The 23,846-nt window shown below is 54.0% G+C and carries 21 protein-coding genes, 1 tRNA gene and 2 pseudogenes; 15 read left to right on the forward strand and 9 right to left on the reverse strand.

Annotated features, from left to right (window positions below; all coding sequences use genetic code 11):
• Positions 1 to 69: 69 nt before the first annotated feature.
• Positions 70 to 2,155, reverse strand: a pseudogene (dnaG, locus tag Q0W94_RS09875) (DNA primase).
• Between the two features lie 192 nt (positions 2,156 to 2,347).
• On the opposite strand from dnaG, the pseudogene Q0W94_RS09885 reads away from it, so the two are divergent.
• A pseudogene (locus Q0W94_RS09885) lies at positions 2,348 to 3,458 on the forward strand (ATP-dependent 6-phosphofructokinase).
• Between the two features lie 11 nt (positions 3,459 to 3,469).
• Here Q0W94_RS09885 and miaB read toward each other — a convergent pair.
• Together miaB and grpE are read right to left on the reverse strand one after the other, a co-directional pair.
• Complete coding sequence (gene miaB, locus Q0W94_RS09890) at positions 3,470 to 4,822, reverse strand: tRNA (N6-isopentenyl adenosine(37)-C2)-methylthiotransferase MiaB (RefSeq protein WP_297758498.1); 1,353 nt, start codon at positions 4,820 to 4,822, stop codon at positions 3,470 to 3,472.
• Between the two features lie 22 nt (positions 4,823 to 4,844).
• Positions 4,845 to 5,540, reverse strand: a complete 696-nt coding sequence (gene grpE, locus Q0W94_RS09895) for a nucleotide exchange factor GrpE (RefSeq protein ID WP_315863066.1) — start codon at positions 5,538 to 5,540, stop codon at positions 4,845 to 4,847.
• Positions 5,541 to 5,871: 331 nt separating this feature from the next.
• On the opposite strand from grpE, the gene Q0W94_RS09900 reads away from it, so the two are divergent.
• The 8 genes from Q0W94_RS09900 to cobJ all read left to right on the forward strand — a co-directional run bounded on the left by Q0W94_RS09900 (position 5,872) and on the right by cobJ (position 13,186).
• Positions 5,872 to 6,315 (forward strand): hypothetical protein, encoded by a 444-nt coding sequence (locus Q0W94_RS09900; RefSeq protein ID WP_297758503.1) that lies wholly within the window; start codon positions 5,872 to 5,874, stop codon positions 6,313 to 6,315.
• A 238-nt stretch (positions 6,316 to 6,553) separates the two neighbouring features.
• Positions 6,554 to 7,249 (forward strand): aldehyde oxygenase (deformylating), encoded by a 696-nt coding sequence (locus Q0W94_RS09905; protein ID WP_297758505.1) that lies wholly within the window; start codon positions 6,554 to 6,556, stop codon positions 7,247 to 7,249.
• 44 nt (positions 7,250 to 7,293) lie between these two features.
• Positions 7,294 to 8,322 (forward strand): long-chain acyl-[acyl-carrier-protein] reductase, encoded by a 1,029-nt coding sequence (locus Q0W94_RS09910; protein ID WP_297758509.1) that lies wholly within the window; start codon positions 7,294 to 7,296, stop codon positions 8,320 to 8,322.
• 23 nt (positions 8,323 to 8,345) lie between these two features.
• Entirely contained in the window at positions 8,346 to 9,320 is a 975-nt protein-coding gene (locus Q0W94_RS09915) for an acetyl-CoA carboxylase carboxyltransferase subunit alpha (RefSeq protein ID WP_297758511.1), read from the forward strand.
• On the forward strand, positions 9,317 to 10,024 hold the full coding sequence (locus Q0W94_RS09920) for an SDR family oxidoreductase (RefSeq protein WP_297758513.1): 708 nt from the start codon (positions 9,317 to 9,319) through the stop codon (positions 10,022 to 10,024). Before Q0W94_RS09915 ends, Q0W94_RS09920 begins: the two co-directional genes overlap by 4 nt.
• Positions 10,025 to 10,069: 45 nt before the next feature.
• On the forward strand, positions 10,070 to 10,744 hold the full coding sequence (folE, locus tag Q0W94_RS09925) for a GTP cyclohydrolase I FolE (RefSeq protein WP_297758516.1): 675 nt from the start codon (positions 10,070 to 10,072) through the stop codon (positions 10,742 to 10,744).
• Positions 10,745 to 10,849: 105 nt separating this feature from the next.
• Positions 10,850 to 11,332 (forward strand): TM2 domain-containing protein, encoded by a 483-nt coding sequence (locus Q0W94_RS09930; RefSeq protein WP_297758518.1) that lies wholly within the window; start codon positions 10,850 to 10,852, stop codon positions 11,330 to 11,332.
• A 3-nt stretch (positions 11,333 to 11,335) separates the two neighbouring features.
• Entirely contained in the window at positions 11,336 to 13,186 is a 1,851-nt protein-coding gene (gene cobJ, locus Q0W94_RS09935) for a precorrin-3B C(17)-methyltransferase (protein ID WP_297758519.1), read from the forward strand.
• Here cobJ and Q0W94_RS09940 read toward each other — a convergent pair.
• Together Q0W94_RS09940 and Q0W94_RS09945 are read right to left on the reverse strand one after the other, a co-directional pair.
• Positions 13,155 to 13,514 carry a phage holin family protein gene (locus Q0W94_RS09940; protein WP_297758522.1) on the reverse strand — a complete coding sequence of 120 codons (360 nt, stop codon included), beginning with the start codon at positions 13,512 to 13,514 and terminating at the stop codon, positions 13,155 to 13,157. The two genes, cobJ and Q0W94_RS09940, sit on opposite strands and share 32 nt — an antisense overlap.
• A 43-nt stretch (positions 13,515 to 13,557) precedes the next feature.
• On the reverse strand, positions 13,558 to 13,770 hold the full coding sequence (locus tag Q0W94_RS09945; RefSeq protein ID WP_297758524.1) for a hypothetical protein: 213 nt from the start codon (positions 13,768 to 13,770) through the stop codon (positions 13,558 to 13,560).
• 140 nt (positions 13,771 to 13,910) lie between these two features.
• Here Q0W94_RS09945 and Q0W94_RS09950 point away from each other — a divergent pair, with 140 nt between their 5' ends.
• On the forward strand, positions 13,911 to 15,158 hold the full coding sequence (locus Q0W94_RS09950) for a site-2 protease family protein (protein ID WP_297758527.1): 1,248 nt from the start codon (positions 13,911 to 13,913) through the stop codon (positions 15,156 to 15,158).
• A 44-nt stretch (positions 15,159 to 15,202) separates the two neighbouring features.
• On the opposite strand, the gene Q0W94_RS09955 is transcribed toward Q0W94_RS09950, so the two are convergent.
• The 3 genes from Q0W94_RS09955 to Q0W94_RS09965 form a co-directional block, all read right to left on the reverse strand.
• A tRNA-Trp gene (locus Q0W94_RS09955) sits at positions 15,203 to 15,275 on the reverse strand.
• An 8-nt stretch (positions 15,276 to 15,283) separates the two neighbouring features.
• Positions 15,284 to 15,646, reverse strand: coding sequence for a 50S ribosomal protein L19 (gene rplS, locus Q0W94_RS09960; protein WP_297758530.1), 363 nt, complete (start codon positions 15,644 to 15,646; stop codon positions 15,284 to 15,286).
• 65 nt (positions 15,647 to 15,711) lie between these two features.
• Complete coding sequence (locus Q0W94_RS09965; protein ID WP_297758532.1) at positions 15,712 to 16,308, reverse strand: nucleoside triphosphate pyrophosphatase; 597 nt, start codon at positions 16,306 to 16,308, stop codon at positions 15,712 to 15,714.
• 113 nt (positions 16,309 to 16,421) lie between these two features.
• On the opposite strand from Q0W94_RS09965, the gene Q0W94_RS09970 reads away from it, so the two are divergent.
• The 5 genes from Q0W94_RS09970 (at position 16,422) to Q0W94_RS09990 (ending at position 22,006) form a co-directional block, all read left to right on the forward strand.
• Entirely contained in the window at positions 16,422 to 18,398 is a 1,977-nt protein-coding gene (locus Q0W94_RS09970; RefSeq protein WP_297758535.1) for a long-chain fatty acid--CoA ligase, read from the forward strand.
• Positions 18,399 to 18,403: 5 nt separating this feature from the next.
• On the forward strand, positions 18,404 to 18,850 hold the full coding sequence (locus tag Q0W94_RS09975) for a YlqD family protein (RefSeq protein WP_315863067.1): 447 nt from the start codon (positions 18,404 to 18,406) through the stop codon (positions 18,848 to 18,850).
• 81 nt (positions 18,851 to 18,931) lie between these two features.
• A complete protein-coding gene (locus tag Q0W94_RS09980; RefSeq protein ID WP_297758541.1) occupies positions 18,932 to 20,182 on the forward strand; it encodes a dihydrolipoamide acetyltransferase family protein in 1,251 nt (416 codons plus the stop codon).
• 3 nt (positions 20,183 to 20,185) lie between these two features.
• Positions 20,186 to 20,833 (forward strand): energy-coupling factor ABC transporter ATP-binding protein, encoded by a 648-nt coding sequence (locus Q0W94_RS09985; RefSeq protein WP_297758544.1) that lies wholly within the window; start codon positions 20,186 to 20,188, stop codon positions 20,831 to 20,833.
• A gap of 3 nt (positions 20,834 to 20,836) precedes the next feature.
• Positions 20,837 to 22,006, forward strand: coding sequence for a glycoside hydrolase family 10 protein (locus Q0W94_RS09990; protein WP_297758547.1), 1,170 nt, complete (start codon positions 20,837 to 20,839; stop codon positions 22,004 to 22,006).
• Here Q0W94_RS09990 and ilvB read toward each other — a convergent pair.
• Positions 22,003 to 23,811: a biosynthetic-type acetolactate synthase large subunit gene (ilvB, locus tag Q0W94_RS09995; protein ID WP_297758550.1), complete on the reverse strand. Its 1,809-nt coding sequence runs from the start codon at positions 23,809 to 23,811 to the stop codon at positions 22,003 to 22,005. The two genes, Q0W94_RS09990 and ilvB, sit on opposite strands and share 4 nt — an antisense overlap.
• Between the last annotated feature and the right edge of the window lie 35 nt (positions 23,812 to 23,846).

The following is a 23,846-nucleotide window of genomic DNA, read 5'->3' on the forward strand; positions in this document are numbered from 1 at the left end:
GTTGCTCATGTTTTTTGGGGGACAGCCCTCTTCGCAGCGATCGCCCACACTCAACACTCCGAAAGCCAATCAAGAATAGTCACGGATCACCGCCAAGGAAGGACAGCGCTGCTGATCCAATTGCTGCAGGTATTTGCGATGCCGATAGTAGTCACGCCGTAGTTGTTCAAGGCGTTGCAGCCCCTCTGGTGCCACACCCGAAATATCGTCAATCTCAGTGTCGCTGTTGGTGAGTACCAGATAGCGGCGTAGGTCTTCAGTGGCAGGAGATTGCCTTAAAATCAAGGCAACAGTTTCCTGCCAAGACTGCAGGAGGCAGCGACAGCGCTTTTCAACGGCAATGCGCTCAAGGGCAGCGGCGGCGGCCTGGATGACTAGTTTGGGGCGATCGAGACTGCTGGCAGTAGTCTCATCTAAATGGAGTAGCGGCGTCAGCAGAGAAGCATCTTCTGCTTCATTGAGGCGATCAAAAAGATGACTGACCAAATCCAAGTCCCTCAGTTGTGTTCCAGTCTCCGTGGGTGAATGCAGTGGCCATTCAGCGTTATAGAGATCATCGGGTGCAGGCAGGCCGGCACAGTGTTTTTCTTCAATGGCCAAGATCTGCCGCCACAGCCAACGGTGGTGGGAGAGGCTAAATTCAATATCCCGTGCCTGCAGCGTTTGCCGAATGAGGGGGCGATATTCGCCACAGTGGAGGTAGAGGCGCAGGAGCTGTTCTTCAGCTGCTTGACGCAAATTATAGTCCGCTGGACGCTGCCATTTTTGCGATCGCCCCTGCCAGCGGTGCCCCCGCACCTGTTGCCGCAGTGCCTCTTCAATACGGAGCGTCAAACGACTATCGTGGCGTCCCAATAGCTCAGCACAGTGGTGAATGTAGTGGCTGCGCAGGGTGGCGTTGGGAAGCTTGGCCAAAAGTTCACTGAGGGCTTGGCTGGCTTGCTGAAATTGATCGCCCTGCTCCAGATCGTACTGCTGCACAAGGGTCTGAATTTGCCAGTCCAGCCAAAGGGGGGCTTGATCCAACAGGCCTTGGTAGGCTGCCTGCTGTGCCGCTAAGGTGGCCTCATCGCCTGTGAAAAAGTCCGCCGCATCCTTACCCGCTGGCAAGGTGAGAATCCGCAGTCGTAGATCCCCCCGATAGGCCAAATCCGCAGCCTCGCCAATGGCGCGATCGGCAGCCCGCTGTCCCGCCTTATCTGCATCAAAGTTGAGAATAATTTGCTTTGACTCGGTGTAGCGCAGTAGCAACTTAATTTGGGCCTGACTGAGGGCAGTCCCTAAACTGGCCACCGCCTGGGGAAATCCCGCCTGGTGCAGAGCCATCACATCAAAGTAGCCCTCAACAACGATCGCCTGATCCCTTTGGGCAATCGCCTGCCGTGCCTTATCGAGGCCAAAGAGCAACTGCCCCTTTTTAAAGATCAGGGTTTCTGGGGAGTTGAGATACTTCGGCTCCTGATTACTGAGGGTGCGACCGCCAAAGCCTACTACCCGTCCCTGGGCATCCATAATTGGGATCATCAGGCGATCGCGAAAGCGGTCGTAGTAGCCATCCCCGTTGGACCGCGGCAGAATTAAGCCGGCCTGTTCCACAAGGGCAGGGGGATACCCCTTTTGCTCCACAAGATAAGTATAAAGAACTTGCCACCCTGGGGGGGCATAGCCCAAGCGAAACTGCTGGATGGTTTCCTCCCTGAGCTGGCGCTGCCGCTGCAAATAGTCTTGGGCGTCTTGACCAACGGGTTGCCGCAGGGCGTGCTCATAGAAACGGGTGGCGATCGCCAGAATCTCGTAGAGTTGCTCTTGAAGGGATAGCCGCGCCTGTAGTGCCTGTTTTTGCTCACTAGCGAGGGTGCGCACGGGAATCTGATAGCGTTGGGCAAGGTCGAGCACCACCTCAGTAAAGGAGCGCTTTTGCAGTTCCATCAGGAACTTAATTGCATTGCCCCCGGCACCGCAGCCAAAACAGTAGTAAAAACCCTTGCAGGGGGCTGACCGTAAAACTGGGGGTTTTCTCCTCATGAAACGGACAACAGCCAACATATTCTTGGCCGCGCTTGCGTAGGACAACGTGCTCGGCCACCACATCAACAATGTTGACCGCTTGCCGCACAGCCTCAATTGTGTCGGGGTGTAGGGGAGGCATGTCCATAGACCATTAGTTTAGCCGATCCCCTAAGTCAGATCTTCCCCGCTGGCAAATTCAACAGTTCCTGAGCATGTTGCAAACTCTTAACTGGAGCAGTCAGGGGCGATTCACCTTCGCTAGGATGTTGACGTTGCCCTTGTTAGGTGCAGAGGCAGGCTTTGAGGCCATAACCGTTCACATAGGGAGCCAATATTCATGAGTACCAGCCGCAAACGACTTGGTGTGTTCACCAGTGGCGGAGATTGCCCAGGTCTAAATACAGCTATTCGTGCCATTGTTGCCCATGCCACCTTAAGTTACGGTTGGGAGGTTCTTGGCATCCTCCACGCCACTCAGGGGCTAATTGAGCGGAAGGCGATCCCCCTCAATGCCGAAGGCCTCGGGGGCATGGACGTACTGCTCAACATGGGGGGAACCATTCTCGGCGCGATTAATAAGGGCGATACCCTTGGCCATGCCGATGAAGTGATTGCCGGGTACTATGAATTGGGCTTGGATGCCCTCATTGCCATTTGTGGCGATGGCAGCCTGAAAATTTTGCATCAACTGGCGCAAAAGGGAAACTGGAATTTTCTTGCAGTGCCGAAAACCATTGATAACGATGTCGCCTTGACCGATCGCGCCATTGGCTTTGATACCGCTGTCAACACTGTTGTCGAAGCTCTGAGTCGAATTACCTCCACCGCCGCTAGCCACGATCGTGTTTTTGTAGTGGAAGTGATGGGGCGCACCGCTGGTCACTTGGCTCTGTATTCGGGCATTGCTGGCGGCGCTGACATTATCCTGATTCCAGAAATTCCCTACTCCATTGAAGGCATTTGCCAGCACCTCCAGAAGTTGCGCGATCGCTGGGGACGTCAAGTTTGCCCTCATCGTCGTTGCTGAAGGCTGCCAGGAGCTAGAAGAAGACGCCAACCATCCTCGTCATTGCGGTATTGGCCAGTATATTGCCAATAAAATTGATCAGCACAGTCCCATCCCCATTGAGCTACGGGTTTCGGTGTTGGGTCACATTCAGCGGGGGGGCGCCCCAATGGCCATGGATCGGCTGCTGGCAGCAGGCATGGGCAATACCGCTGTCGATTTGGCGGCTCAAGGGACGTTTGGCCGCATGGTGGCGTGGCAGGCAGGGCAAGTGGTGACAGTGCCCATTGCCGATGTTGTTGCTAAATCCCCGCGCCATGTAGATCCGAATAGCTTCTTGATTCGCACCGCTCAAGGATTGGGGATTTACGTTGGTGACAAGCCGATGCTGCCCTACGTAGATCCCACCCTCTGCCGTGATCAAGTGATTTGCGCGATCTAGAACCCCCTGAATCAGCAAACTAAGGAGTAGTCCGCAAGGGGCACGCCACTGAGGCTAAAAGCTCGCGCCGCGGTAATGCGGACACGCACCAGTTGTCCCCGTAGGGTCTCAATATCGCCAGGTAGGTACGTAAGGCGGTTACCATCGGTGCGGCCATAGACTTGCTGCGAATCCTTGGGATTTACCCCCTCCACCAGCACTACCTCTTCCCGTCCGAGATAGCGTTGGGAGCGATCGCTGGCGATCGTGGCCACCAGACGATTCAGTCGTTGGAGGCGATCTTCTTTAATTTCTTCTGGTACTTGATTCTCCCAGGTGGCCGCTGGTGTATTGGGTCGCGGAGAATAGGCCGCCGTATTCAGTTGGTCAAACCCCACCGCCGCCACCAGATCGAGTGTGCGCTGGAATTGTTCTTCTGTTTCACCGGGAAAGCCCACGATAGCATCCGCACTAATGGCAGCATCCGGCATGTAGCGGCGAATGGTCTCGATGATCTGCAAATAGCGCTCCCGGGTGTAGCCCCGGGCCATGGCCTTGAGAATCTCGTTATCCCCTGACTGAAAGGGAATGTGAAAATGCTTACACACCTTGGGCAGTTCGGCACAAGCCCGAATCAATCGCTCCGTAAAATAACGGGGATGACTGGTGGCAAAGCGAATCCGTTCAATACCTGCCACATCATGGATGTAATAAAGCAAATCGGTAAACGTGTGCTGTCGCCGGCCCTCTGGGGTAATTCCCGGCAAATCACGACCGTAGGCATCAATGTTTTGCCCAAGGAGTGTCACTTCTTTATAGCCTTGAGCTGCCAGCTCCTCAATTTCAGCGCGGATTGCCTCGGGGCGGCGGGATTGCTCTTGTCCCCGTACCCCCGGCACTACACAGTAGGTACAGCGTTCATTACAGCCATAAATCACGTTAACCCAAGCGGTAACCGTACTATCGCGCCGGGGTTTGGTAATGTCCTCAACAATCTGCAGCGGCTCTGTGGCCACCACTTGGCTGCCATTCCACACCTGCTCAAGCAGCTCACCAAGGCGATTGGCATACTGGGGCCCCATCACCAGATCCACTTCAGGAACTCGCCGCAGCAGTTGCTCCCCCTCCTGTTGAGCAACACAACCAGCGACAATTAACGTTAGGTTGGGGTCTTGATGCTTGCGCTTCGCCTGCCGCCCTAGGTAGGAATAGAGCTTTTGCTCGGCGTTGTCCCGAATTGTGCAGGTGTTGTAGAGCAACACATCGGCCTCATCCGGTTCAGCCACCGGTTCTAAACCCATGGCTTCCAAGACCCCGGCCATGCGCTCGGAGTCAGCTTTATTCATTTGGCAGCCAAAGGTGGTGATGTAATAGCGGCGTGGCATTCTCTTTCTCTTTAAAGTGCCCCTATGCGTCGGTTACATCATTCGTGGGTTTGATCTCGCTGCCACTGCCCTCTTCAGGTGCAGCAGCCACCTTGACCATGGCATGGCGTAGCACGCGATCGCCCAGCATATACCCCCGTTTGAGTTCTTCGATCACTGTGCCTTCAGGATGTTCATTGGTTGCTTCCCGCAGCACAGCCTCGTGGAGATTGGGATCAAAGGGCTTGCCTTTAGCTTGCATCGCCGAAACGCCAATGCGCTTGAGGCACTCCACCAGTTGCTTGTAAACGCCCTGATAGCTGCGGTGGATTTTTTCTTCTGCTTCGGTTTCTGTTTGAATGTGGGTGCGGGCTAGCTCAAAGCTATCTACCACAGGCAGTAAATCAGCAATGACACTGCACTTAATCTGGAGCTCGAGCTCCTCTTTTTCCCGCTGGGTGCGTTTGCGGAAGTTCTCAAAGTCAGCGGCAAGGCGCATATATTGGCTATTGCGCTCCTCCACCATCTGGGAAAGACTAGCCTTGGCAGCTTCAAGGGCAGTAATTTTCTCTAGCAAGTCGGCTGCAGCCGCAGAGGTTGCCTCAGATGCTTGACCTTCTTCGGCCGTGGTGGCCGCTGCAGGATTCTCAACATTCTCAACCGCATTCTCAACGGCATCAGGGGTAATTTCCCCTTCTTGGGCTTCAGCAGCGGGGTTGGTTACGGTTTGATCACTCATAGCTTGACTCAGGTTATGCCCTCTAGACTGTGGATTGCGCACCGCAGTGCGTTTAACTCATGCAATCGTTTTAGCCTATCATTTTACCCATTGTATCAACAGGGGCGAGGCATCCGTCTATTACGGGCTTCTCTACTACGACTCTTTTCACAGAGCTGGCAGGCACCCCAAAACCCAAGAGGTATTATGGGAGAGGGTCGCATCCATCTTTGATGTCTCCCCTAATTTTAGGGCATGGTCTTGACTGGTTTTGGCACTGCAAGATTCGGTTGCTCGGCCCCTAAGGGAGATGTTCTGGCCAAGCAAAGTTTATGACTAGGAGTTTTCGTTGATGTCCTTTCGCTCCCTAAAATTCAACCTCGTTCTAGCCTGCACGTTGACAGGTGTCACTCCAGTCCTAGCACAGACAGAGCCACCGCCACGGGAAAACTTCAATCCCTTTGGGGTGGATAATCCAGTCCTACAGCGGGCACGGAATTGGGCACGGCAGGCAACAGAGCGAGCCAACGGCGGGCTGAGTCGCTACCGCGCTGAAGCCTCCATGTTTGGGCCTGCAAGTCAATCACCCTACGTGGATAATGGTGATGGCACGTTTACCTTTCGTTTTCTAGGGGGGCCACCTGCGGAGCCACCAACCATTGAAAGTATTGTCACGGTCAACCCTAATCCTGATAACCCGATGATTCGCATTGACTACAATGGGCCAATTCGATCAGCACCACCCCCGCCGCCCCCGGTAGAAATACTGCCCCCAAGGGGCACAGAGCGTTTCTAGCGGCCTCAGTTCATAGAAATTCCCTTATTGAGGGGGTCGAAAATCTCTGAACTCTGCCCCTTACAACGGGATTGCTGGTGCGATATGATAGCCACAGCCCTGCTACAGCTCTTTTTCTGAAGATGTGGGATGTGCAAGGGGAATGTTGCCCTGTCCCACGGGGATTTTCACTGTTTTGAGCATGTTCTATCCTTAGGAAAAGGGCTGCACTTCAGACCTGTGTTTAGGAGAGTTTGCAATGACAACGGCCACCGCCACCCTAGAATTGGACTATCAAAGCGATCGCTACAAGGATGCCTATAGCCGCATTAATGCCATTGTCATTGAAGGTGAGCAGGAAGCCCACGATAACTACATGAATTTAGTCAAATTGCTGCCGCAGCATCAGGAAGAACTCACCCGCCTAGCCAAAATGGAAGCGCGCCACAAAAAGGGATTTGAGGCCTGTGGCCGCAACTTGAACGTGACCCCCAATATGGAATTTGCCAAGGCATTCTTTGAAACGCTTCACGGTAATTTTCAAGCAGCCCTGGCGGCGGGAAAAATTGCCACTTGTCTTTTGATTCAAGCTTTGATCATTGAATGCTTCGCGATCGCCGCCTACAACATCTACATCCCGATGGCGGATCCCTTTGCCCGTAAAATCACTGAGGGTGTGGTTAAGGACGAATACAGCCACCTCAACTTTGGCGAAATCTGGCTCAAGGAACACTTTGAGAGCGTCAAAGCGGAGCTTGAAGAAGCCAATCGCGCCAACTTGCCCTTGGTCTGGAAAATGCTCAACCAAGTGGAGGCCGATGCCAAAGTGCTCGGCATGGAAAAAGATGCCCTTGTGGAAGACTTCATGATTCAGTACAGCGGTGCCCTAGAAAATATCGGGTTTACCACCCGCGAAATTATGAAGATGTCGGTTTATGGCCTAACTGCGGCATAATGGTGGCTTAATATATCGTTACATTTCAGTCACCGCACGCTTGTATGTTTGGATTAATTGGTCATCTGACGAATCTGGAGCACGCCCGAGCCGTTGCCCATCAGTTGGGTTACCCCGAATATGCCGATCAAGGCTTGGAGTTTTGGTGTATGGCACCGCCGCAGATCGTCGATGAGATTACGGTGACGAGCGTAACGGGCAAAACTATCTATGGCAAATACGTTGAGTCCTGCTTTTTACCAGAGATGCTGGCCAACCAGCGGGTGAAGGCAGCGACTCGCAAAATTATTAACGCCATGGCCCATGCCCAAAAGCACAACATTGACATTACGGCCTTGGGGGGCTTCTCCTCGATCATCTTTGAGAACTTTGACCTGGAGAAAATGTCCCACGTTCGCAACATTGAGCTGGACTTTCGCCGCTTTACAACGGGGAATACCCACACCGCCTATATCATCTGCCAACAAATTGAGCAGGCGGCACCCCAAGTGGGGATTGATTTGCGGCAGGCCACCGTGGCTGTTTGTGGGGCTACGGGGGATATTGGTAGTGCCGTCTGCCGTTGGTTGAATACCTGTTTGGATGTGCAAGACCTCTTACTGGTAGCACGCAATCGGGATCGCCTGCTGGAGCTCCAGGCCGAATTGGGACGGGGGAAAATCCTTGACTTGATGGAGGCGCTGCCCCTTGCCGATATTGTGGTTTGGGTGGCCAGTATGCCCAAGGGAGTTGAGCTGAGCATTGAGCAGTTAAAACGTCCCTCCCTGATGATTGATGGCGGTTACCCCAAAAATATGGCCACCAAAATTCAGCACCCCCAGATTCATGTTCTCAGTGGTGGCATTGTCGAGCACGCCCTCGACATTGACTGGAAAATTATGGAAATTGTGAATATGGATGTGCCCTCGCGGCAGATGTTTGCCTGTTTTGCAGAGGCTATGCTTTTGGAGTTCGAGGGCTGGCACACCAATTTCTCTTGGGGGCGCAATCAAATCACTGTGGAAAAAATGCAGCAAATTGGTGAGGTCTCCCGTAAACACGGATTTAAGCCACTACTGTTGAACCCTCAGTAAAACCAAAAGGAACCCATTCGCCTATGGCAAACGAACGTCGCACGCTTCTGTTGGAGTTTGAAAAGCCCCTCGTGGAGCTAGAAGCCCAAATTCAGCAGGTGCGGGATAAGTCTTCGGAGTTTGGTGTTGATGTCTCAGAGCAAATCCGTGAATTGGAGGAGCGCGCCAGGCAACTGCGCTATGAAATTTTTAGTAAGCTGACACCGGGACAAACCCTTCAAGTGGCTCGCCATCCGCGTCGTCCCAGCACGTTGGATTACATCCAAGCCATTAGTGAAGAGTGGATCGAACTTCATGGCGATCGCCGGGGCAGTGATGATCCCGCTATTGTCGGTGGTATCGGTCGCCTCAATGATCAACCGGTTGTGATGCTAGGGCAGCAAAAGGGTCGCGACACAAAAGATAATGTGGCTCGCAATTTTGGCATGGCCTCCCCTGGGGGCTATCGCAAAGCCCTGCGCTTGATGGAGCACGCCAATCGCTTTCAGATGCCCATCCTCACCTTCATTGATACACCAGCGGCTTGGGCGGGGGTGGAGGCGGAAAAGTTTGGTCAAGGGGAAGCCATTGCCTACAATCTGCGGGAGATGTTTCGCTTTGAAGTTCCCATCATCTGTACTGTGATTGGCGAAGGCGGGTCTGGTGGTGCTTTGGCCATTGGGGTGGGCGATCGCCTGCTGATGTTTGAACACGCCGTCTATAGTGTGGCGCCGCCGGAGGCCTGTGCAGCAATTCTCTGGCGCGATGCCCAAAAGGCGCCCCAAGCAGCGGAAGCTCTGAAAATCACGGCTCGCGACCTGCTAAAGCTAGGGATTGTTGATGAAATTGTGCCGGAGCCCGTTGGTGCTGCCCATAGCAACCCTGTAGAGGCTGCGGAAAATCTCAAGGCTGCTCTCCTACGCAATCTGGCGGAATTGCAAGCCCTCAGCAGTAGTGAACGGCGGGAGTTGCGCTATCAGAAGTTTCGGCGCATGGGCGTCTTTACTGAGGCGGTATGACCCAACAAGTCTTAATCACCGGAGCCAGTAGTGGCATTGGGGCAGCCACGGCCATTGCCTTTGCCCAAGCGGGGTTTAATGTGGTGCTATTGGGGCGATCGCCCGCCAAACTGGCCGCTGTCCATGCCCAAGTCGTGGCCTGTGGGGTTGAAGCCCACACGTTTAGCGTGGACTTTAGCAATCCTGAACCCCTGCGATCGCGCCTTGATGAGATCCTCAGTAGTGTCGGCGACGTCCATGTCCTAGTGAATAATGCAGGGATGGCAAGAACCGCTCCCCTCATTGATCAACCCTTGGCGGACTGGCAGCACATCCTGAACGTCAACCTCACCAGTGCCCTCATCTGCTCCCAAGCGGTACTGCCGCAACTACGAGCTCGCCAGTGCGGTACGATAGTCAATGTTGTTTCAATTGCTGGACGCCAAGTTTTTCCCGACTGGGGCGCCTACTGTGCCTCAAAGTTTGCCCTCATGGCCTTGACCAAAACGATGGCGGCTGAAGAACGCGCCCACGGTATCCGCGTGATTGCCATCTGTCCCGGCGCCGTTGACACCCCCATTTGGGAAGACGTAGCAGGAGACTTTGACCGCACGGGGATGCTCAGCCCCGAACACATTGCTAACACCATTTTGTACACGACTCAATTGCCGCAAACGGCTTTTGTGGAAGAGCTAGTGGTTATGCCCCTTGGCGGAACCCTCTAGACTCCCCTTGTCCTTTACTTGTCACCCTTTATGGCAGCGTTCAATATGCCCGATTCGATCATTAACGGTAAAGCGACCACACCGGCAATTCTGCCCGATCGCAACACCCACCAAGGCAAAGAAGCGATTCCCCACCCACCCCCGCCAGAGGTTGCCAAGGAAGAAATGATGGCGGCAGTACGCACAATTCTGCTGAATGTGGGTGAGGATCCCGATCGCGAGGGGTTGCTGAAAACACCCAAGCGGGTCGCCGAAGCAATGCAATTTCTCACCAGTGGTTACAGTCAATCCCTTGAAACCCTGGTCAACGGCGCGATTTTTGATGAAGGCCACGATGAAATGGTCTTGGTGCGCGACATTAACTTCTTTAGCCTCTGTGAGCATCACATGTTGCCTTTCATTGGCAAAGCCCATGTGGCCTATATCCCCAACCAGCGAGTGATTGGCCTCAGTAAATTGGCACGGATTGTGGAAATGTATGCGCGGCGGCTGCAAGTGCAGGAACGCCTGACCCGTCAAGTGGCTGAAGCCATTGAAACCGTTCTCGATCCGAAGGGCGTGGCGGTGGTTATGGAAGCAACCCACATGTGCATGGTGATGCGCGGTGTCCAAAAACCCGGCTCTTGGACAGTGACCAGTTCGATGCTGGGGGTGTTTCGTGAAGATCAAAAGACCCGTGAGGAGTTTCTCAACTTGATTCGCCATCAGCCGAACTTCTAGGGAGCAGTCCTTGGGGGACGATCGCCCCCTTAGTGATTCTCAAGAACTTGGGCTAGGATGGATAATCAGCGAGATCCTCATGGGCGCATTGTGGAAAGATTTCACTTGTCTCAGTCTGAACATCGCCAATACCCGCAAACGCAGCCCCCATCCCTGAGTGTGTCAGTTGCCTACCTACTGTGGTCCTTGAGCTTCCTGGGGCTTTGTGGCCTGCAACGCTTTTATGTAGGGCAGCCACTGGTAGGTCTGTTGTACCTAGTCACCTTCGGCGTCTGTGGTGTGGGTCAATTCATTGATCTGTTTCTGATTCCAGGGCTGGTGGATCGCCATAAAACCTACCTGCGGGGACGCTACCTAACAGCAGAGAAGGGCCCTGACCTCAGCCCTGCCTCTGGTACACCGATACACCGTTTACTGCAAGTCGCAAAAGAACATGGGGGCGTTCTCTCAGCGGCCCAAGTAGCCCTCTATACCCATCTGGATCCCCAAACCGTGGAGGAGTTGCTCTTTGAGGCTCAGCGGCTCGGTTATGCCACAGTATTCAATGATCCCGAGACGGGAGCAGTGCGCTATCGCTTTGATGTTTAGTTCATGCCGCCCTTAGACCCGTTTCAACCCCTTGGGGCGATCGCCACCACTTCCCAAGGACTGGCTCAACTCCAGCGCCTTGTTGATGCAGGCATTCCCCTAAGCATTTGGGTTTCGCCCCAGTTAGGTGCCCACCGCCCCATACACACCTACGAGGGTTCTCTGGCAGCCCACTTGCAGAAACACTGGTGCCACTATCGCGCTTGGATCTTTGCCTTGGCCTGCGGTGCTGTGGTGCGGTTAATCTCACCCCTGTTGACCCACAAAAGACAGGATCCGGCGGTTTGCGTTCTTTCTGAGAATGGCCAATGGATCCTGAGTTTGCTGGGGGGGCATGGGGCAGGCGGCGATCGCCTGTGTCAAATCCTCAGTGCTACCCTTGGCGCAACACCAATTCTCACGGGAGCAAGTTATAGCCAAGGCTACTTTGCCGTGGATACTTGGGGAACAGCCTTGGGGTGGCAACGGGGGACAGGAGACTGGAATGCGATCGCCAGCCAACAGGCGCAGGGAAAGGCGCTGCAAGTGTATCAAACCTGCGGTAGCTCTTTGTGGCGCACCGGTCTCGGTTCAGACCAGCCCCTTGAGTTGGTCAGCACCCCACCCCTAGAAAATGCGGTGTGGATTACCGAAAAAGTGTTACCCGCCGCTGTTACCTCAGGGGTAGCTTGGCATCCACGGGTTCTGTGGCTAGGGATTGGCTGTGAACGGGGAACATCGGCGGCCCTGATCCAGCACGCCATTGATCAGACCCTTGCCGAAGCGGGACTCAGCCCCCTCGCGATCGCTGGCCTTGCCAGTATTGATCGCAAAGCCGATGAAGTGGGGTTAGGTCAAGTGGCTAAGGCGCACGATTGGCCAAGCCGCTGGTTTTCCGCACCAGAATTGGCGCCTGTTACAGTGCCTACCCCCTCAGCGATTGTGGCTGCAGAGATGGGAACCCCCAGTGTCGCTGAAGCCGCAGCAGTGTTGGCCAGCGAGGGAGGTCGTTTAATTGTTCCTAAGCAGATTTACCGTCAAGGGGGTGAGAGGGGGGCAGTGACGATTGCCATTGCCCAATCTGCACGGGAATTCATTCCCCGCCAAGGCTCCCTGAGCCTCATTGGCACTGGTCCGGGATCTTTGGATCAACTCACCCTCAGGGCACGCGCTGCCCTTTTGGCCGCTGATATTCTTGTGGGCTATACCCTTTACCTCGAATTGATCGCTCCCCTACGGCGACCAGGACAGATGGTGGCCGCCTATGGCATTACCCAAGAGCGACAACGTGCCCAAGTGGCGATTGATCTGGCACAGTGGGGACTCAATGTTGCGGTGGTTTCTTCGGGCGACTGTGGCATCTATGGCATGGCCGGTCTGGTACTAGAGCTATTGGCAGAAGCGGACATCACCGATTTACCGGTAGAGGTGTTTCCAGGGGTGAGTGCTGTGAATGCTGCTGCGGCTCGCTTGGGGGCACCCCTAATGCACGATTTTTGCACCATTAGCCTCAGCGATCGATTGACCCCTTGGCCAGTCATTAAGAAACGCCTACAGGCGGCGGCAGAAGCGGATTTTGTTACCGCCCTTTATAATCCTCGTTCCCGCGATCGCCAGCAACAATTGGTGGACGCCAAAGCTATTTTCTTAGAGTATCGTTCACCGCAGACACCAGTTGCAATTGTTCGTGCCGCCTATCGCCCTGAGGAGCACATCACCCTCACCACCCTTGGGGCATTTGAACCAGCAATAGTGGATATGTTCAGCTTGGTGTTGATTGGCAACGCCAGCACCCGCCGCTTTCAGGATTGGCTGATTACCCCTCGTGGCTATTTAAGGAACCCTAAAGCAAGCCTGCCTGACCGAGGAGATTAAAACAAGCCCAGTTGACGATACTGAGCGCAATCGAGCCAAAAAAGGCACTCCAAAAACCATTGCGGAGGGTAAATCCATCCACAAAGGCAGCGGCAAGGGCAAAAATGGCTGCATTAATGATCAAGGCAACTAAGCCAAACGTGAGAAAAATAAAGGGGAACGTTACAAACTTGAGCACTGCACCAAGGGTGGCATTGAGCAGACCAAAGACAATCGCCGACCACAGAGCAGTTGAGAACTTGTCAATTTCTACCCCCAAAAATGAGAGACGCGACACAATAAACAAGCTAATACTGGTGACAATCCAAGTAATGAGTAAACCCCACATAGGCAGCTCCTCATAATCTATTTAGATAACTATTGAGATAACGCTAGATAACAATCAAGAAAAAGGGGAATACCGGTACACCAAAGGTCACACTGAACCAGTAGCTAACCAGACTCAGGAGAAGGCTCAAGAGCAGCGAAAGACACAGTGACCACAGCAGATAGGCGGCGAACTCGTAGATTCCTTGCCAAAAGGAATCAAAGGGCACGTCTAGCACATATCCATTGGCAGAGACCTGTACAGGGGCTTGAGACATTGCACGCTCCTCTAGCAGCATTGCTTTTATTTTAGGCCAGGGATGAGAACGTAACGTTTTGAGACATAAATTTTTGTAAATCATGTGTGTTCAGAATCTGGGGCGATAATAGAGATAGAGCGCGATGCACTGAGGTGGGCATGGGACAAGGTTGGCAAGTGGGGCGTGTCTTTGGCATTCCCCTGTATATTGATCGCTCGTGGTTTCTGGTGATTCTGCTATTTGCTTTTCTTAATGGCAGTGACTGGCAGGACACGTACCCGCAGTGGGGAGCATTGGTATGGCTGATGGGATTGGTGGTTTCCCTGCTGTTGTTTGCCTCAGTATTACTCCATGAATTGGGGCATAGTCTAGTGGCGCGCTCCCAAGGAATTACGGTACGCTCAATTACCCTCTTTCTCTTTGGTGGTGTGGCAGCCATTGAACGGGAATCCAATACTCCTGCTCAAGCCTTTCAGGTGGCGATCGCAGGGCCTTTGGTGAGTTTTGCCCTTTTTGTCCTGCTACAGGGGGGAGCTGTCCTACTGCCGGGAGATTCTCCCCTCCATGAACTGTTGCGCTATCTGGCGAACATCAACTTTGTCTTGGGGGTCTTTAACCTCTTACCTGGACTTCCCCTCGATGGTGGCCAAGTCCTCAAAGCAGCGGTTTGGAAATTGACCGGCAATCGCTTTCAGGGGATGCGCTGGGCAGCGCGATCGGGACAATTGTTGGGCTGGTTGGCGATTAGTTTTGGGCTATTTGTAACACTCCTTGGCACTGGCAATGGCCTCTGGTTGGGTCTATTGGGGTGGTTTGCCCTGCAAAATGCCACACTCTACAATCGCCTTAGCCAACTCCAAGAAGCATTGGTGACTCTGACGGCGGCTGATGCCATGACACGGGATTTTCGGGTAATTGAGGGAACTTTATCGCTGCGGGAGTTTGCCGATCGCTATCTTCTACTGGCCGATCGCCAGCCCATAGCCTACTTTGTCGCCACTGATGGCCGCTATTGCGGCTATTTAGATCCCCAGGCCCTGAACCATGTGGAGCGCAGCCGTTGGGAAGTAACGCCAGTGGCAGAATTGGCCGTACCCTTGCGGGCGATCGCCACCGTCAAAGAATCAGACTCTCTCGCCAAGACTGTTTGCACCCTCGAGGAACAACAACAACGCTTTATTACTGTTTTAACCCCTGCAGATGCCGTGGCGGGCGTTATTGATCGCGGTGATGTCCTCCTGGCGTTGGCCCAACGGTTGCACTGGCAACTGGCGAAACAGGACATTCAACGCCTCAAGCAAGAAAAGCACTATCCCCCAGAACTGCAATTATTGGAACTGGCACGCACTGCTCTGCAATTTCAGGGGAGCAATAGCGGGACGATACTTTCTTCACAAAGCCGCTAGTTTGTTTTAGCAGCCCACAATCAGGGTGGAAGAAGCTGGAGTGACGCGCCCTGGAGGACTCGAACCCCCGACATCCGGTTTTGGAGACCGACGTTCTACCAACTGAACTAAGGACGCAAACTTGTTTACAGGGGGCGATCGAACCGTGGTTTGATCCGCGAAGCTTTACCCATACGATCGCGCAGGTAGTAGAGCTTGGCCCGACGGACTTTACCCCGCTGAATTACTTTTATACTATCAATTCGTGGCGAATGCAGCAAAAAGACCCGCTCAACGCCCACCCCTTGGAAGACACGGCGCACGGTGATGGTGCGGTTAATACCCGTGTTGCGCATAGCGATCACATCCCCTTCGTAGGGTTGGACGCGCTCTTTATCGCCTTCTTTAATTTTGACGCCAACCCGAACGCGATCGCCCACATGAATCACGGGCAAGTCACTCTTCATTTGCTCCGCTTCAATCGAGCGAATAATCTCTTGGGCGTTCATGACAGTTCCTTAACTCGCAATCTCTTAGCGTACCCTAAGCGTTTAGACTTGTCCAGGCCAATTTTCTATTTTTTGCTTTGCACATCGCCAAGGGGATATCCCAAGCTCAGTAGCATCCGCCGCAGGAGGGGCAAGCTCAAGCCAATTACATTACTGGGAGTACCGACAATCTTCTCGACAAAGGCACCCCCGCGGCCATCGAGGGCAAAACCGCCAGCACAGACAAGGGGTTCACCGGAGGCCACATAGGCAGCAATTTCGGCATCGCTAATATCGGCAAAGACAACTTGGGTGGATTCCACTTCAACACAGGTGCGACCCTGTGCCAAATCAATCAAAGCATGGCCTGTCAGTAGGTCTCCCGTTTGACCGCGCATGTGTTGCCAGCGGGCGATCGCCATCTCTGGTGAGGCCGGTTTACCGTAAATTTCCCCGCCAAGCACCAGCACCGAGTCACAGCCCAAAATTAAGGCGGGGGCCGAATAACACTGAGCGACCGTTTCTGCCTTGCACCGTGCCAGTAGGCGCACCAGTTCTGTTGGCGTTGTTGCCTGAATCACCGACTCATCAAAGTGACTGGGCTGAATAATGGGATCAATGCCAATTTGTTGCAGCAATTGGCGGCGGGCAGGGGAGGCCGAGGCAAGAACAAAGGGCACCATAGCGCTGTGTTTGAAGCAACCGGTTGTGATGATCTCATATTGAAATTATTAAACCTGCATGTGGTATCCGATTGAGGGCTTATTATCTAGGTGTTGCGTCTAGAGTCAGACAAATGACGAGTACGGCCTACACCTACACTCCCGCCGGCGGGCTCCCCCAAGATGCGCCATTACCCGATCACTTTTTGCCCTACAAAACACTCCGCTCGCTGCCGGAAATGTGGCCCCTATTGGCGCAACGTCATGGGGATGTGGTGGCCCTTGATGCTCCCTACGAAGATCCCCCGACCCGCATTACCTACAGTGAGCTCTACCAACGCATTCAACGCTTTGCGGCGGGTCTCCAAGCTCTGGGTGTCGCTGCGGGCGATCGCGTGGCCCTATTTGCTGACAATAGCCCCCGCTGGCTCATTGCCGACCAAGGCAGTATGATGGCTGGTGCCATTAATGTGGTGCGCAGTGGTACCGCCGATGCTCAAGAACTGCTCTACATTTTGCGCGACAGTGGAGCCACCCTGCTGCTCATCGAAAACCTAGCCACCCTCCGCAAGCTGCAAGAGCCTCTGGTGGATACAGCAGTCAAAACAGTGGTGCTCCTGAGTGGAGAATCCCCTGAGTTGGCAGGTTTTCCCCTGCGGCTTTTGAACTTTGGTCAAGTCTTTACGGAAGGACAATATGGCACAGTGCGGGCGGTGGCTATTACCCCCGCTGACTTGGCAACCCTGATGTACACCTCCGGTACCACGGGTCAACCCAAGGGCGTAATGGTTACCCACGGGGGGCTACTGAGTCAAATTGTCAATCTCTGGGCAATTGTGCAACCGCAGGTGGGCGATCGCATCCTCAGTATCTTGCCCATTTGGCATGCCTATGAACGGGTGGCCGAGTACTTTCTCTTTGCCTGTGGCTGTAGCCAAACCTATACCAATCTCCGCCACTTCAAGAATGACCTGAAACGGTGTAAACCCCACTACATGATTGCCGTCCCCCGTATCTGGGAAGGCTTTTACGAAGGAGTACAAAAGCAACTGCGGGACAGTCCAGCTACAAAGCGGCGCCTTGCCCAGTTTTTCCTCAGGGTTGGCCAGCAATATATACTGCAACGGCGACTGCTCACGGGCCTGAGCCTGACCAACCCCCATCCCAGCGGCTGGCAGAAATTGGTGGCTCGCGTGCAAACCCTCCTCCTCAAGCCCCTCTACGAACTGGGGGAGAAGCGTGTTTATAGCAAAATTCGTGAAGCCACCGGCGGTGAGATTAAACAGATCATTAGTGGTGGCGGCGCCCTTGCTCCCCATTTGGACACCTTCTATGAAGTCATTAACCTAGAAGTCTTGGTGGGCTACGGTCTCACCGAAACGGCCGTAGTGCTAACCGCTCGCCGCTCTTGGGCCAATTTACGGGGATCTGCTGGCCGCCCAATTCCCGATACCGCCATTAAAATTGTTGACCCGGAAACCAAAACCCCCCTTGAGTTTGGCCAAAAAGGACTGGTGATGGCCAAAGGGCCACAGGTGATGCGCGGCTACTACAACCAGCCAGAGGCCACCGCTAAGGTGCTAGATGCTGAGGGGTGGTTTGACACTGGGGACTTGGGCTACCTCACCCCCAATGGAGATCTGGTGCTGACGGGACGGCAGAAGGACACGATTGTTCTCAGTAACGGCGAAAATATTGAACCGCAGCCCATCGAGGATGCCTGTGTCCGCAGCCCCTATATTGACCAGATTATGCTGGTGGGTCAAGATCAAAAGGCTCTTGGTGCCCTCATTGTGCCCAATTTAGAGGCGTTGGAGGAGTGGGTGGTTGCCAGGGGGTACCGACTGGAGTTGCCAAACCGACCGGCAGGAGCGGGCAGTGGTGAGGTGGTGACGCTGGAGAGCAAAGTCATTATTGATCTCTACCGTCAAGAACTGCTGCGGGAAGTGCAAAATCGCCCCGGCTATCGCCCAGATGATCGCATTGCCACGTTTCGCTTTGTCCTCGAACCCTTTACGATAGAGAATGGTCTTTTGACCCAAACCCTAAAAATTCGCCGTCATGTCGTGAGCGATCGCTACCGCGATATGATTAACGCCATGTTTGAGTAATCTTCATGACAGACCCTATGGATACTAAACTGCTCCTGCGGCGCCAGATTATGGTGAAAGCCATCGTCACTCCCGAGTGGAAAGACGACGCCCAAAGGCAGCTTCAGGCACAGCTCAATCAAGTGGATGCCCAAATTCAGCAGTTGGATCTGCAAGTGCAGCAAGTGATTGACGAACTGCGCAAAAGTAATGAAGCAGCGGATGTGGTCAATGCCCGTATTCAAGACGTTCAAGGGCAAGCCAACAACCAAAAGGCACAACTCCTACAGCAAAAAAATCTAATTCTTCAGCAATTGGATCAGGTGCAACGCCTGCAAATGGGTCAGGAAGTGGATCAAGGCCAGGTGGATAATTTCTTCTATGCCAGCAAAGGGGACAACCTGATTCAAAAGATGCAGGTGGAAATTCTCCTGCGCAATGGTGTCATCGAAGAAATTCGTGGCACGCTCTAGGTTTTACTCTTTATTTTTTAGTGAATTAGTGAATTTGAGATTTGACTCCCTTGCGATTGCCAACTAAGGATAGCAGCCTCTATGATTCGTGAACTGTTCATGCCCGCCCTCAGCTCCACCATGACCGAAGGGAAAATTGTCTCTTGGCTGAAATCTCCCGGGGATAAGGTGGCTAAAGGAGAAACCGTACTGATTGTGGAATCCGACAAGGCCGATATGGATGTGGAGTCCTTCTACGACGGCTATTTGGCAGTGATTACCGTACCTGCTGGCGAAGTGGCACCCGTCGGCTCCACGATTGGCCTGGTGGCAGAAACAGAAGCAGAAATTGCGGAGGCACAGGCAAAGGCCAAGTCCCTTGGGACGGCTACCAGTTCTGCTCCAGCTCCGGCCACGAGTAATGGCTCAGGAACGGCTCCTGCCGCCAGTACTGCTGCTGTAGCGGCTGGGCGAGTGATTGCCTCCCCCCGTGCCCGCAAATTGGCCAAGGAACACAAAATTGATTTGAAGACGCTCAAGGGAACTGGCCCCAATGGTCGGATTACGGCCGCCGATGTGGAAGCTTTGATTGGCGCGCCGGCAACCCCAGTGACACCGGTGGCAACGTCCCCTGCCCCTATCCCCACAGCCCCCCCTGCTACTGCTGCGGTGGTAGCTCAGGAGGATTTGGTGCCCCTGACAACGCTGCAAAATGCCGTTGTGCGCAATATGGTGGCCAGCCTTGGCATTCCCGATTTCCACGTAGCCTACACAATTACCACCGATGCTTTGGATCGCCTGTATCAGCAAATTAAGTCCAAAGGGGTAACAATGACGGCGCTCCTTGCCAAGGCGATCGCCCTGACATTGCAAAAACACCCAATTATGAATGCCTACTACACAGAGCAGGGGATTCAATACCGTCGTGATATTAACATTGCTGTTGCAGTGGCCATGCCGGGGGGTGGTCTGATTACACCGGTGCTGAAGAACGCCGATCAGATTGACATCTACAGCCTCTCGCGTACTTGGAAAGACTTGGTGGAACGGGCACGCGCCAAGCAACTGCAACCCGCTGAGTACAGCACGGGCACCTTTAGCCTCTCGAACCTCGGCATGTTTGGAGTTGACTCCTTTGATGCCATTCTCACGCCTGGTCAAGGGGCCATTATGGCGGTGGGGGCGTCGCGTCCCACGGTGGTTGCCACAGAGGATGGCCTGCTGGGGGTAAAACGGCAGATGAAGGTGAATATCACCTGTGATCACCGGGTGATCTATGGTGCTGATGCAGCCGCCTTCCTTCAGGATTTGGCAAAACTGATTGAAACCAATCCCCAAGCCCTGACGCTCTAAACAGTGACTGCCCTGCTGGAAATCAGGGATCTTCATTTTGGCTATGGGACAACCCCCTCACTACTCCAAGGGATTGATCTGAGGGTGGCGGGGGGCGATCGCCTGGGCATCATTGGTGACAATGGTTCTGGCAAAACCACACTCCTCCTTCTCTGTGCTGCTGTTCTCAAGCCCCAGCGGGGAACGATTACCTGCTTGGGGCAGTCAGTGGTGGCTGGACAGTTTCAACCAGCAGTGGGCGTCGTGCTGCAGCATCCAGCGGATCAGTTAATTGGGACTACTGTCGCTGAGGATGTCGCCTTTGACCCTGAGAATTTAGGTTGTTCAACCCTAGAAGTCCAGCAGCGAGTGCATCAAGCCTTGGCGATGACCGGAACTTTGCATTTGGCCAATCGCGTGCCCCATCAACTGTCGGGGGGAGAACAACGCATGGTGGCGATCGCCGGCATTTTGGCCATGCAGCCCAAGCTCATCCTCTACGATGAACCCACTGCCTTTTTAGACCAACGGAGTTGCCGCACCTTGATTGAGTTTCTGCAAACCAATGCCACTCCCGGTCTAGTTGTCAGCCATGACCTTGCGTTTTTACGCGCCGTCTGTACACAGATTTTTCTCCTTGAGTCAGGACATCTGTGTCCCCTAGGGTTGTAGCCTATGCTGCGTCGTCGCATTTGGTTGTGGTTCATTCTCTTCTGTTGGAGCTTGTCTTGGACGATTTGGCCCGTACAAGCACAAAACCCAAGGTTCATTCGTGGGGTTTGGCTGACCAAGAATGATTTCCCAATCCTGCGCGATCGCCCGCGGTTGGTGGCAGCCCTCAATGATCTACAGCGACTGAACTTCAATACCCTTTACCCCGTTGTCTGGAACTCCGGCTATGTCAGTTTCCCCAGTGCCACTGCCAGGAATCTAGGAATCCAGCCCTTTGTTCTCCGTGGGATTCAGGGATATGACATTCTTGCCGAACTCACCCAGCAGGCACACTGCCGCAATCTGTTGGTCATTCCCTGGTTTGAATTTGGCTTTATGGTGCCAGAAACCTCAGAACTCGCCCTTGCTCATCCAGACTGGCTCACCCAGGCTATCAACGGTCAGACCACTCGCTTAACGGCGGCCGGGGAAGTGGCCTGGATGAATCCCTTTCATCCACAAGTACAAGAATTTCTCACCAATATTGTCCTTGAGGTACTGCGGCAATACCCGGTGGATGGTGTGCAGTTTGATGATCACCTCAGCCTGCCCGTGGAATTTGGCTACGACGACTACACCCGTGCCCTCTATCAGCAGGAAACCCAAAAGCCCGTTCCCGACAATCCCCGTGATCCGGACTGGATGCGCTGGCGTGCTGACAAACTCACTGGCTTTGTGCAAACGTTGCGGCAGCGAGTAAAGCAGGAATTTCCCAATGCCATTTTTTCCCTCTCGCCGACCACATTGCCAACCGCCTACCAAACCTTTCTCCAGGATTGGCCCCAGTGGGTTGCCCTTGGACTCCTCGATGAAGTGATTGTGCAAGTGTATCGCTACAATCTCTCCAGCTTTGTGCAGCAGGTGACTCAGCCGGAGATACTCCAGGCCCAAGCTAAAGTTCCGACTGCCGTTGGTGTGCTCACGGGGCTCCGTACTAACCCTGTGCCCATTGAACTAGTGGATGCCAAGGTACAGGCTGCCCTGCGAGCCGGGTTAGGAGTGTCCTTTTTCTCCTTTGAAACCCTGTGGGAACGGGGACCGGATCCCCGCGATCGCCGCCAAAGTCGCATCCTCTTTCATTTTCGCCAGCCCCTGCCACGGCGACTCTTTAGCCAAACTTGTCCAAGAACCTAGAGCTTGCTGCCACACTCTGGACAAAAGCGATGGGTTGAAATGGTTTTGGCGCCACAATTGGCACAGTAGACCAGTTCAGCGGCCTTTTCCAGAACCTTGCGCTCCGGTAGGCCCAGCATTTGAGAGTTCGGCTTGCCGGGGGCAACCATTGGGTAGCAGTTTTCATCGCGGGTGACATGGGCATCCAGCAGCACTGGCCCATCGTAGGCCAAAACCTCTTGGACAATGGCATCCAAATCCTGGCGATCGCTCAGCCGTAACCCCTTAACCCCATAGGCCTCGGCCAATTTCACAAAATCGGGCATTCCCTTGGCCATATTGGAATGGGAATAACGCTCCTCGTAAAAGGCCTGCTGCCATTGCCGCACCATTCCTTGCCAAAAATTGTTAATAATGACAGTCTTGACAGCAATACCGTACTGAGCCAGGGTGGCCAGCTCTTGGGAATTCATCTGGAAACTGGCATCGCCACTAATACAAATCACCTGTTGATCGGGCAAGGCCACTTTGACTCCCATAGCCGCAGGCATACCAAAGCCCATTGTGCCCAAGCCAGCACTGGAGATCCAACGCCGAGGGCCATTTTTTAGGAATTGCGCTGCCCACATCTGGTGCTGACCCACATCGGTGGTGTAATAGGCATCGGGGGCGTGACGGCCAAAAGCCACAATTACCTCCTGCGGTGAGAGTTCACCACTGGGTTGGGGAACAATGAGCGGATAATCCTGTTTCCAGATATTGATACGCTCTAACCAAGCTTGGGTCTGAGCTTCAACGGCTTGACCACTGTCTTCAATGTGCTTGAGGAGCTGCTGCAGAACAGGTTTGACGCTGCCCACAATCGGCACATCGGGCACACGGTTTTTGCCCACCTCAGCCGGATCAATGTCAATGTGAATAACTTTAGCGCGGGAGGCAAATTCATCCAGCTTACCGGTCACGCGATCGTCAAAGCGTGCCCCCACCGCAATCAGCAGATCACATTCACTGACGGCAAAGTTGGCATAGGCGGTGCCATGCATCCCCAACATCCCCACAGAGAGGGGATGGGACTCAGGAAAGGCCCCTTTCCCCATGAGGGTTGTGGTCACCGGAATCTGAAAGAGCTCGGCTAACTTGAGTACCTCCTCGTGGGCCCCCGCTGTAATTGCGCCGCCCCCCACATAAAGCAAGGGTCGCTTGGCCTCCCGCAGGAGTTGAACCGCTTGGGCAATTTGACGGGCATTGCCGCGAATCGTGGGGCGATAGCCGCGCAGCTTGACCTGCCCTGGCTCGACGGGCTGATACTCACAGACCTCTAACCCCACATCCTTGGGAATATCCACAAGCACAGGCCCGGGCCGACCGGTGGTGGCAATGTAAATGGCCTCAGCAATGATCCGTGCCATGTCCTTGGCTGCACGCACCACGTAGGAGTGCTTAACAATGGGCAGGGTAATGCCAAAAATATCTGTTTCCTGAAAAGCATCCGTGCCAATGGCAGAGCGAGGCACCTGACCTGTGATCACCAGTAGCGGAATTGAATCCATGTGGGCTGTGGCAATGCCTGTCACTAAGTTCGTCGCCCCTGGCCCTGAAGTCCCAAAACACACCCCCACTTGACCTGTGGCACGTGCATAGCCGTCAGCGGCATGGGCTGCCCCCTGTTCGTGGCGCACCAGAATGTGCTGAATGATTCCCTTGGACTCAGCACGGTAGAGTTCATCATAGATGGGTAAAATGGCTCCACCAGGATATCCAAAAATATGCTTAACGCCGTGACGGCATAGGCTATCAATCAGAATGTATGCTCCGGTTGCTTGCACAGGCCGACCTCGTCAGACAGGGGTAGTAGATATTG

Source organism: Thermosynechococcus sp., assembly GCF_025999095.1.
In the GTDB taxonomy this organism is placed as follows: domain Bacteria; phylum Cyanobacteriota; class Cyanobacteriia; order Thermosynechococcales; family Thermosynechococcaceae; genus Thermosynechococcus.

Excerpts from the sequence above, each read along its gene's own strand:
- Q0W94_RS09950 (WP_297758527.1), top strand. The coding sequence starts at position 13,911 with ATGGGACAAGGTTGGCAAGTGGGGCGTGTCTTTGGCATTCCCCTGTAT.
- Q0W94_RS09945 (WP_297758524.1), bottom strand. The coding sequence starts at position 13,770 with ATGTCTCAAGCCCCTGTACAGGTCTCTGCCAATGGATATGTGCTAGAC.
- Q0W94_RS09940 (WP_297758522.1), bottom strand. The coding sequence starts at position 13,514 with ATGTGGGGTTTACTCATTACTTGGATTGTCACCAGTATTAGCTTGTTT.
- miaB (WP_297758498.1), bottom strand. The coding sequence starts at position 4,822 with ATGCCACGCCGCTATTACATCACCACCTTTGGCTGCCAAATGAATAAA.
- Q0W94_RS09990 (WP_297758547.1), top strand. The coding sequence starts at position 20,837 with ATGCTGCGTCGTCGCATTTGGTTGTGGTTCATTCTCTTCTGTTGGAGC.
- Q0W94_RS09970 (WP_297758535.1), top strand. The coding sequence starts at position 16,422 with ATGACGAGTACGGCCTACACCTACACTCCCGCCGGCGGGCTCCCCCAA.
- Q0W94_RS09980 (WP_297758541.1), top strand. The coding sequence starts at position 18,932 with ATGATTCGTGAACTGTTCATGCCCGCCCTCAGCTCCACCATGACCGAA.
- Q0W94_RS09975 (WP_315863067.1), top strand. The coding sequence starts at position 18,404 with ATGACAGACCCTATGGATACTAAACTGCTCCTGCGGCGCCAGATTATG.
- Q0W94_RS09900 (WP_297758503.1), top strand. The coding sequence starts at position 5,872 with ATGTCCTTTCGCTCCCTAAAATTCAACCTCGTTCTAGCCTGCACGTTG.
- Q0W94_RS09965 (WP_297758532.1), bottom strand. The coding sequence starts at position 16,308 with ATGGTGCCCTTTGTTCTTGCCTCGGCCTCCCCTGCCCGCCGCCAATTG.
- Q0W94_RS09910 (WP_297758509.1), top strand. The coding sequence starts at position 7,294 with ATGTTTGGATTAATTGGTCATCTGACGAATCTGGAGCACGCCCGAGCC.
- Q0W94_RS09905 (WP_297758505.1), top strand. The coding sequence starts at position 6,554 with ATGACAACGGCCACCGCCACCCTAGAATTGGACTATCAAAGCGATCGC.
- Q0W94_RS09920 (WP_297758513.1), top strand. The coding sequence starts at position 9,317 with ATGACCCAACAAGTCTTAATCACCGGAGCCAGTAGTGGCATTGGGGCA.
- rplS (WP_297758530.1), bottom strand. The coding sequence starts at position 15,646 with ATGAACGCCCAAGAGATTATTCGCTCGATTGAAGCGGAGCAAATGAAG.
- Q0W94_RS09915 (WP_297758511.1), top strand. The coding sequence starts at position 8,346 with ATGGCAAACGAACGTCGCACGCTTCTGTTGGAGTTTGAAAAGCCCCTC.
- cobJ (WP_297758519.1), top strand. The coding sequence starts at position 11,336 with ATGCCGCCCTTAGACCCGTTTCAACCCCTTGGGGCGATCGCCACCACT.
- grpE (WP_315863066.1), bottom strand. The coding sequence starts at position 5,540 with ATGAGTGATCAAACCGTAACCAACCCCGCTGCTGAAGCCCAAGAAGGG.
- folE (WP_297758516.1), top strand. The coding sequence starts at position 10,070 with ATGCCCGATTCGATCATTAACGGTAAAGCGACCACACCGGCAATTCTG.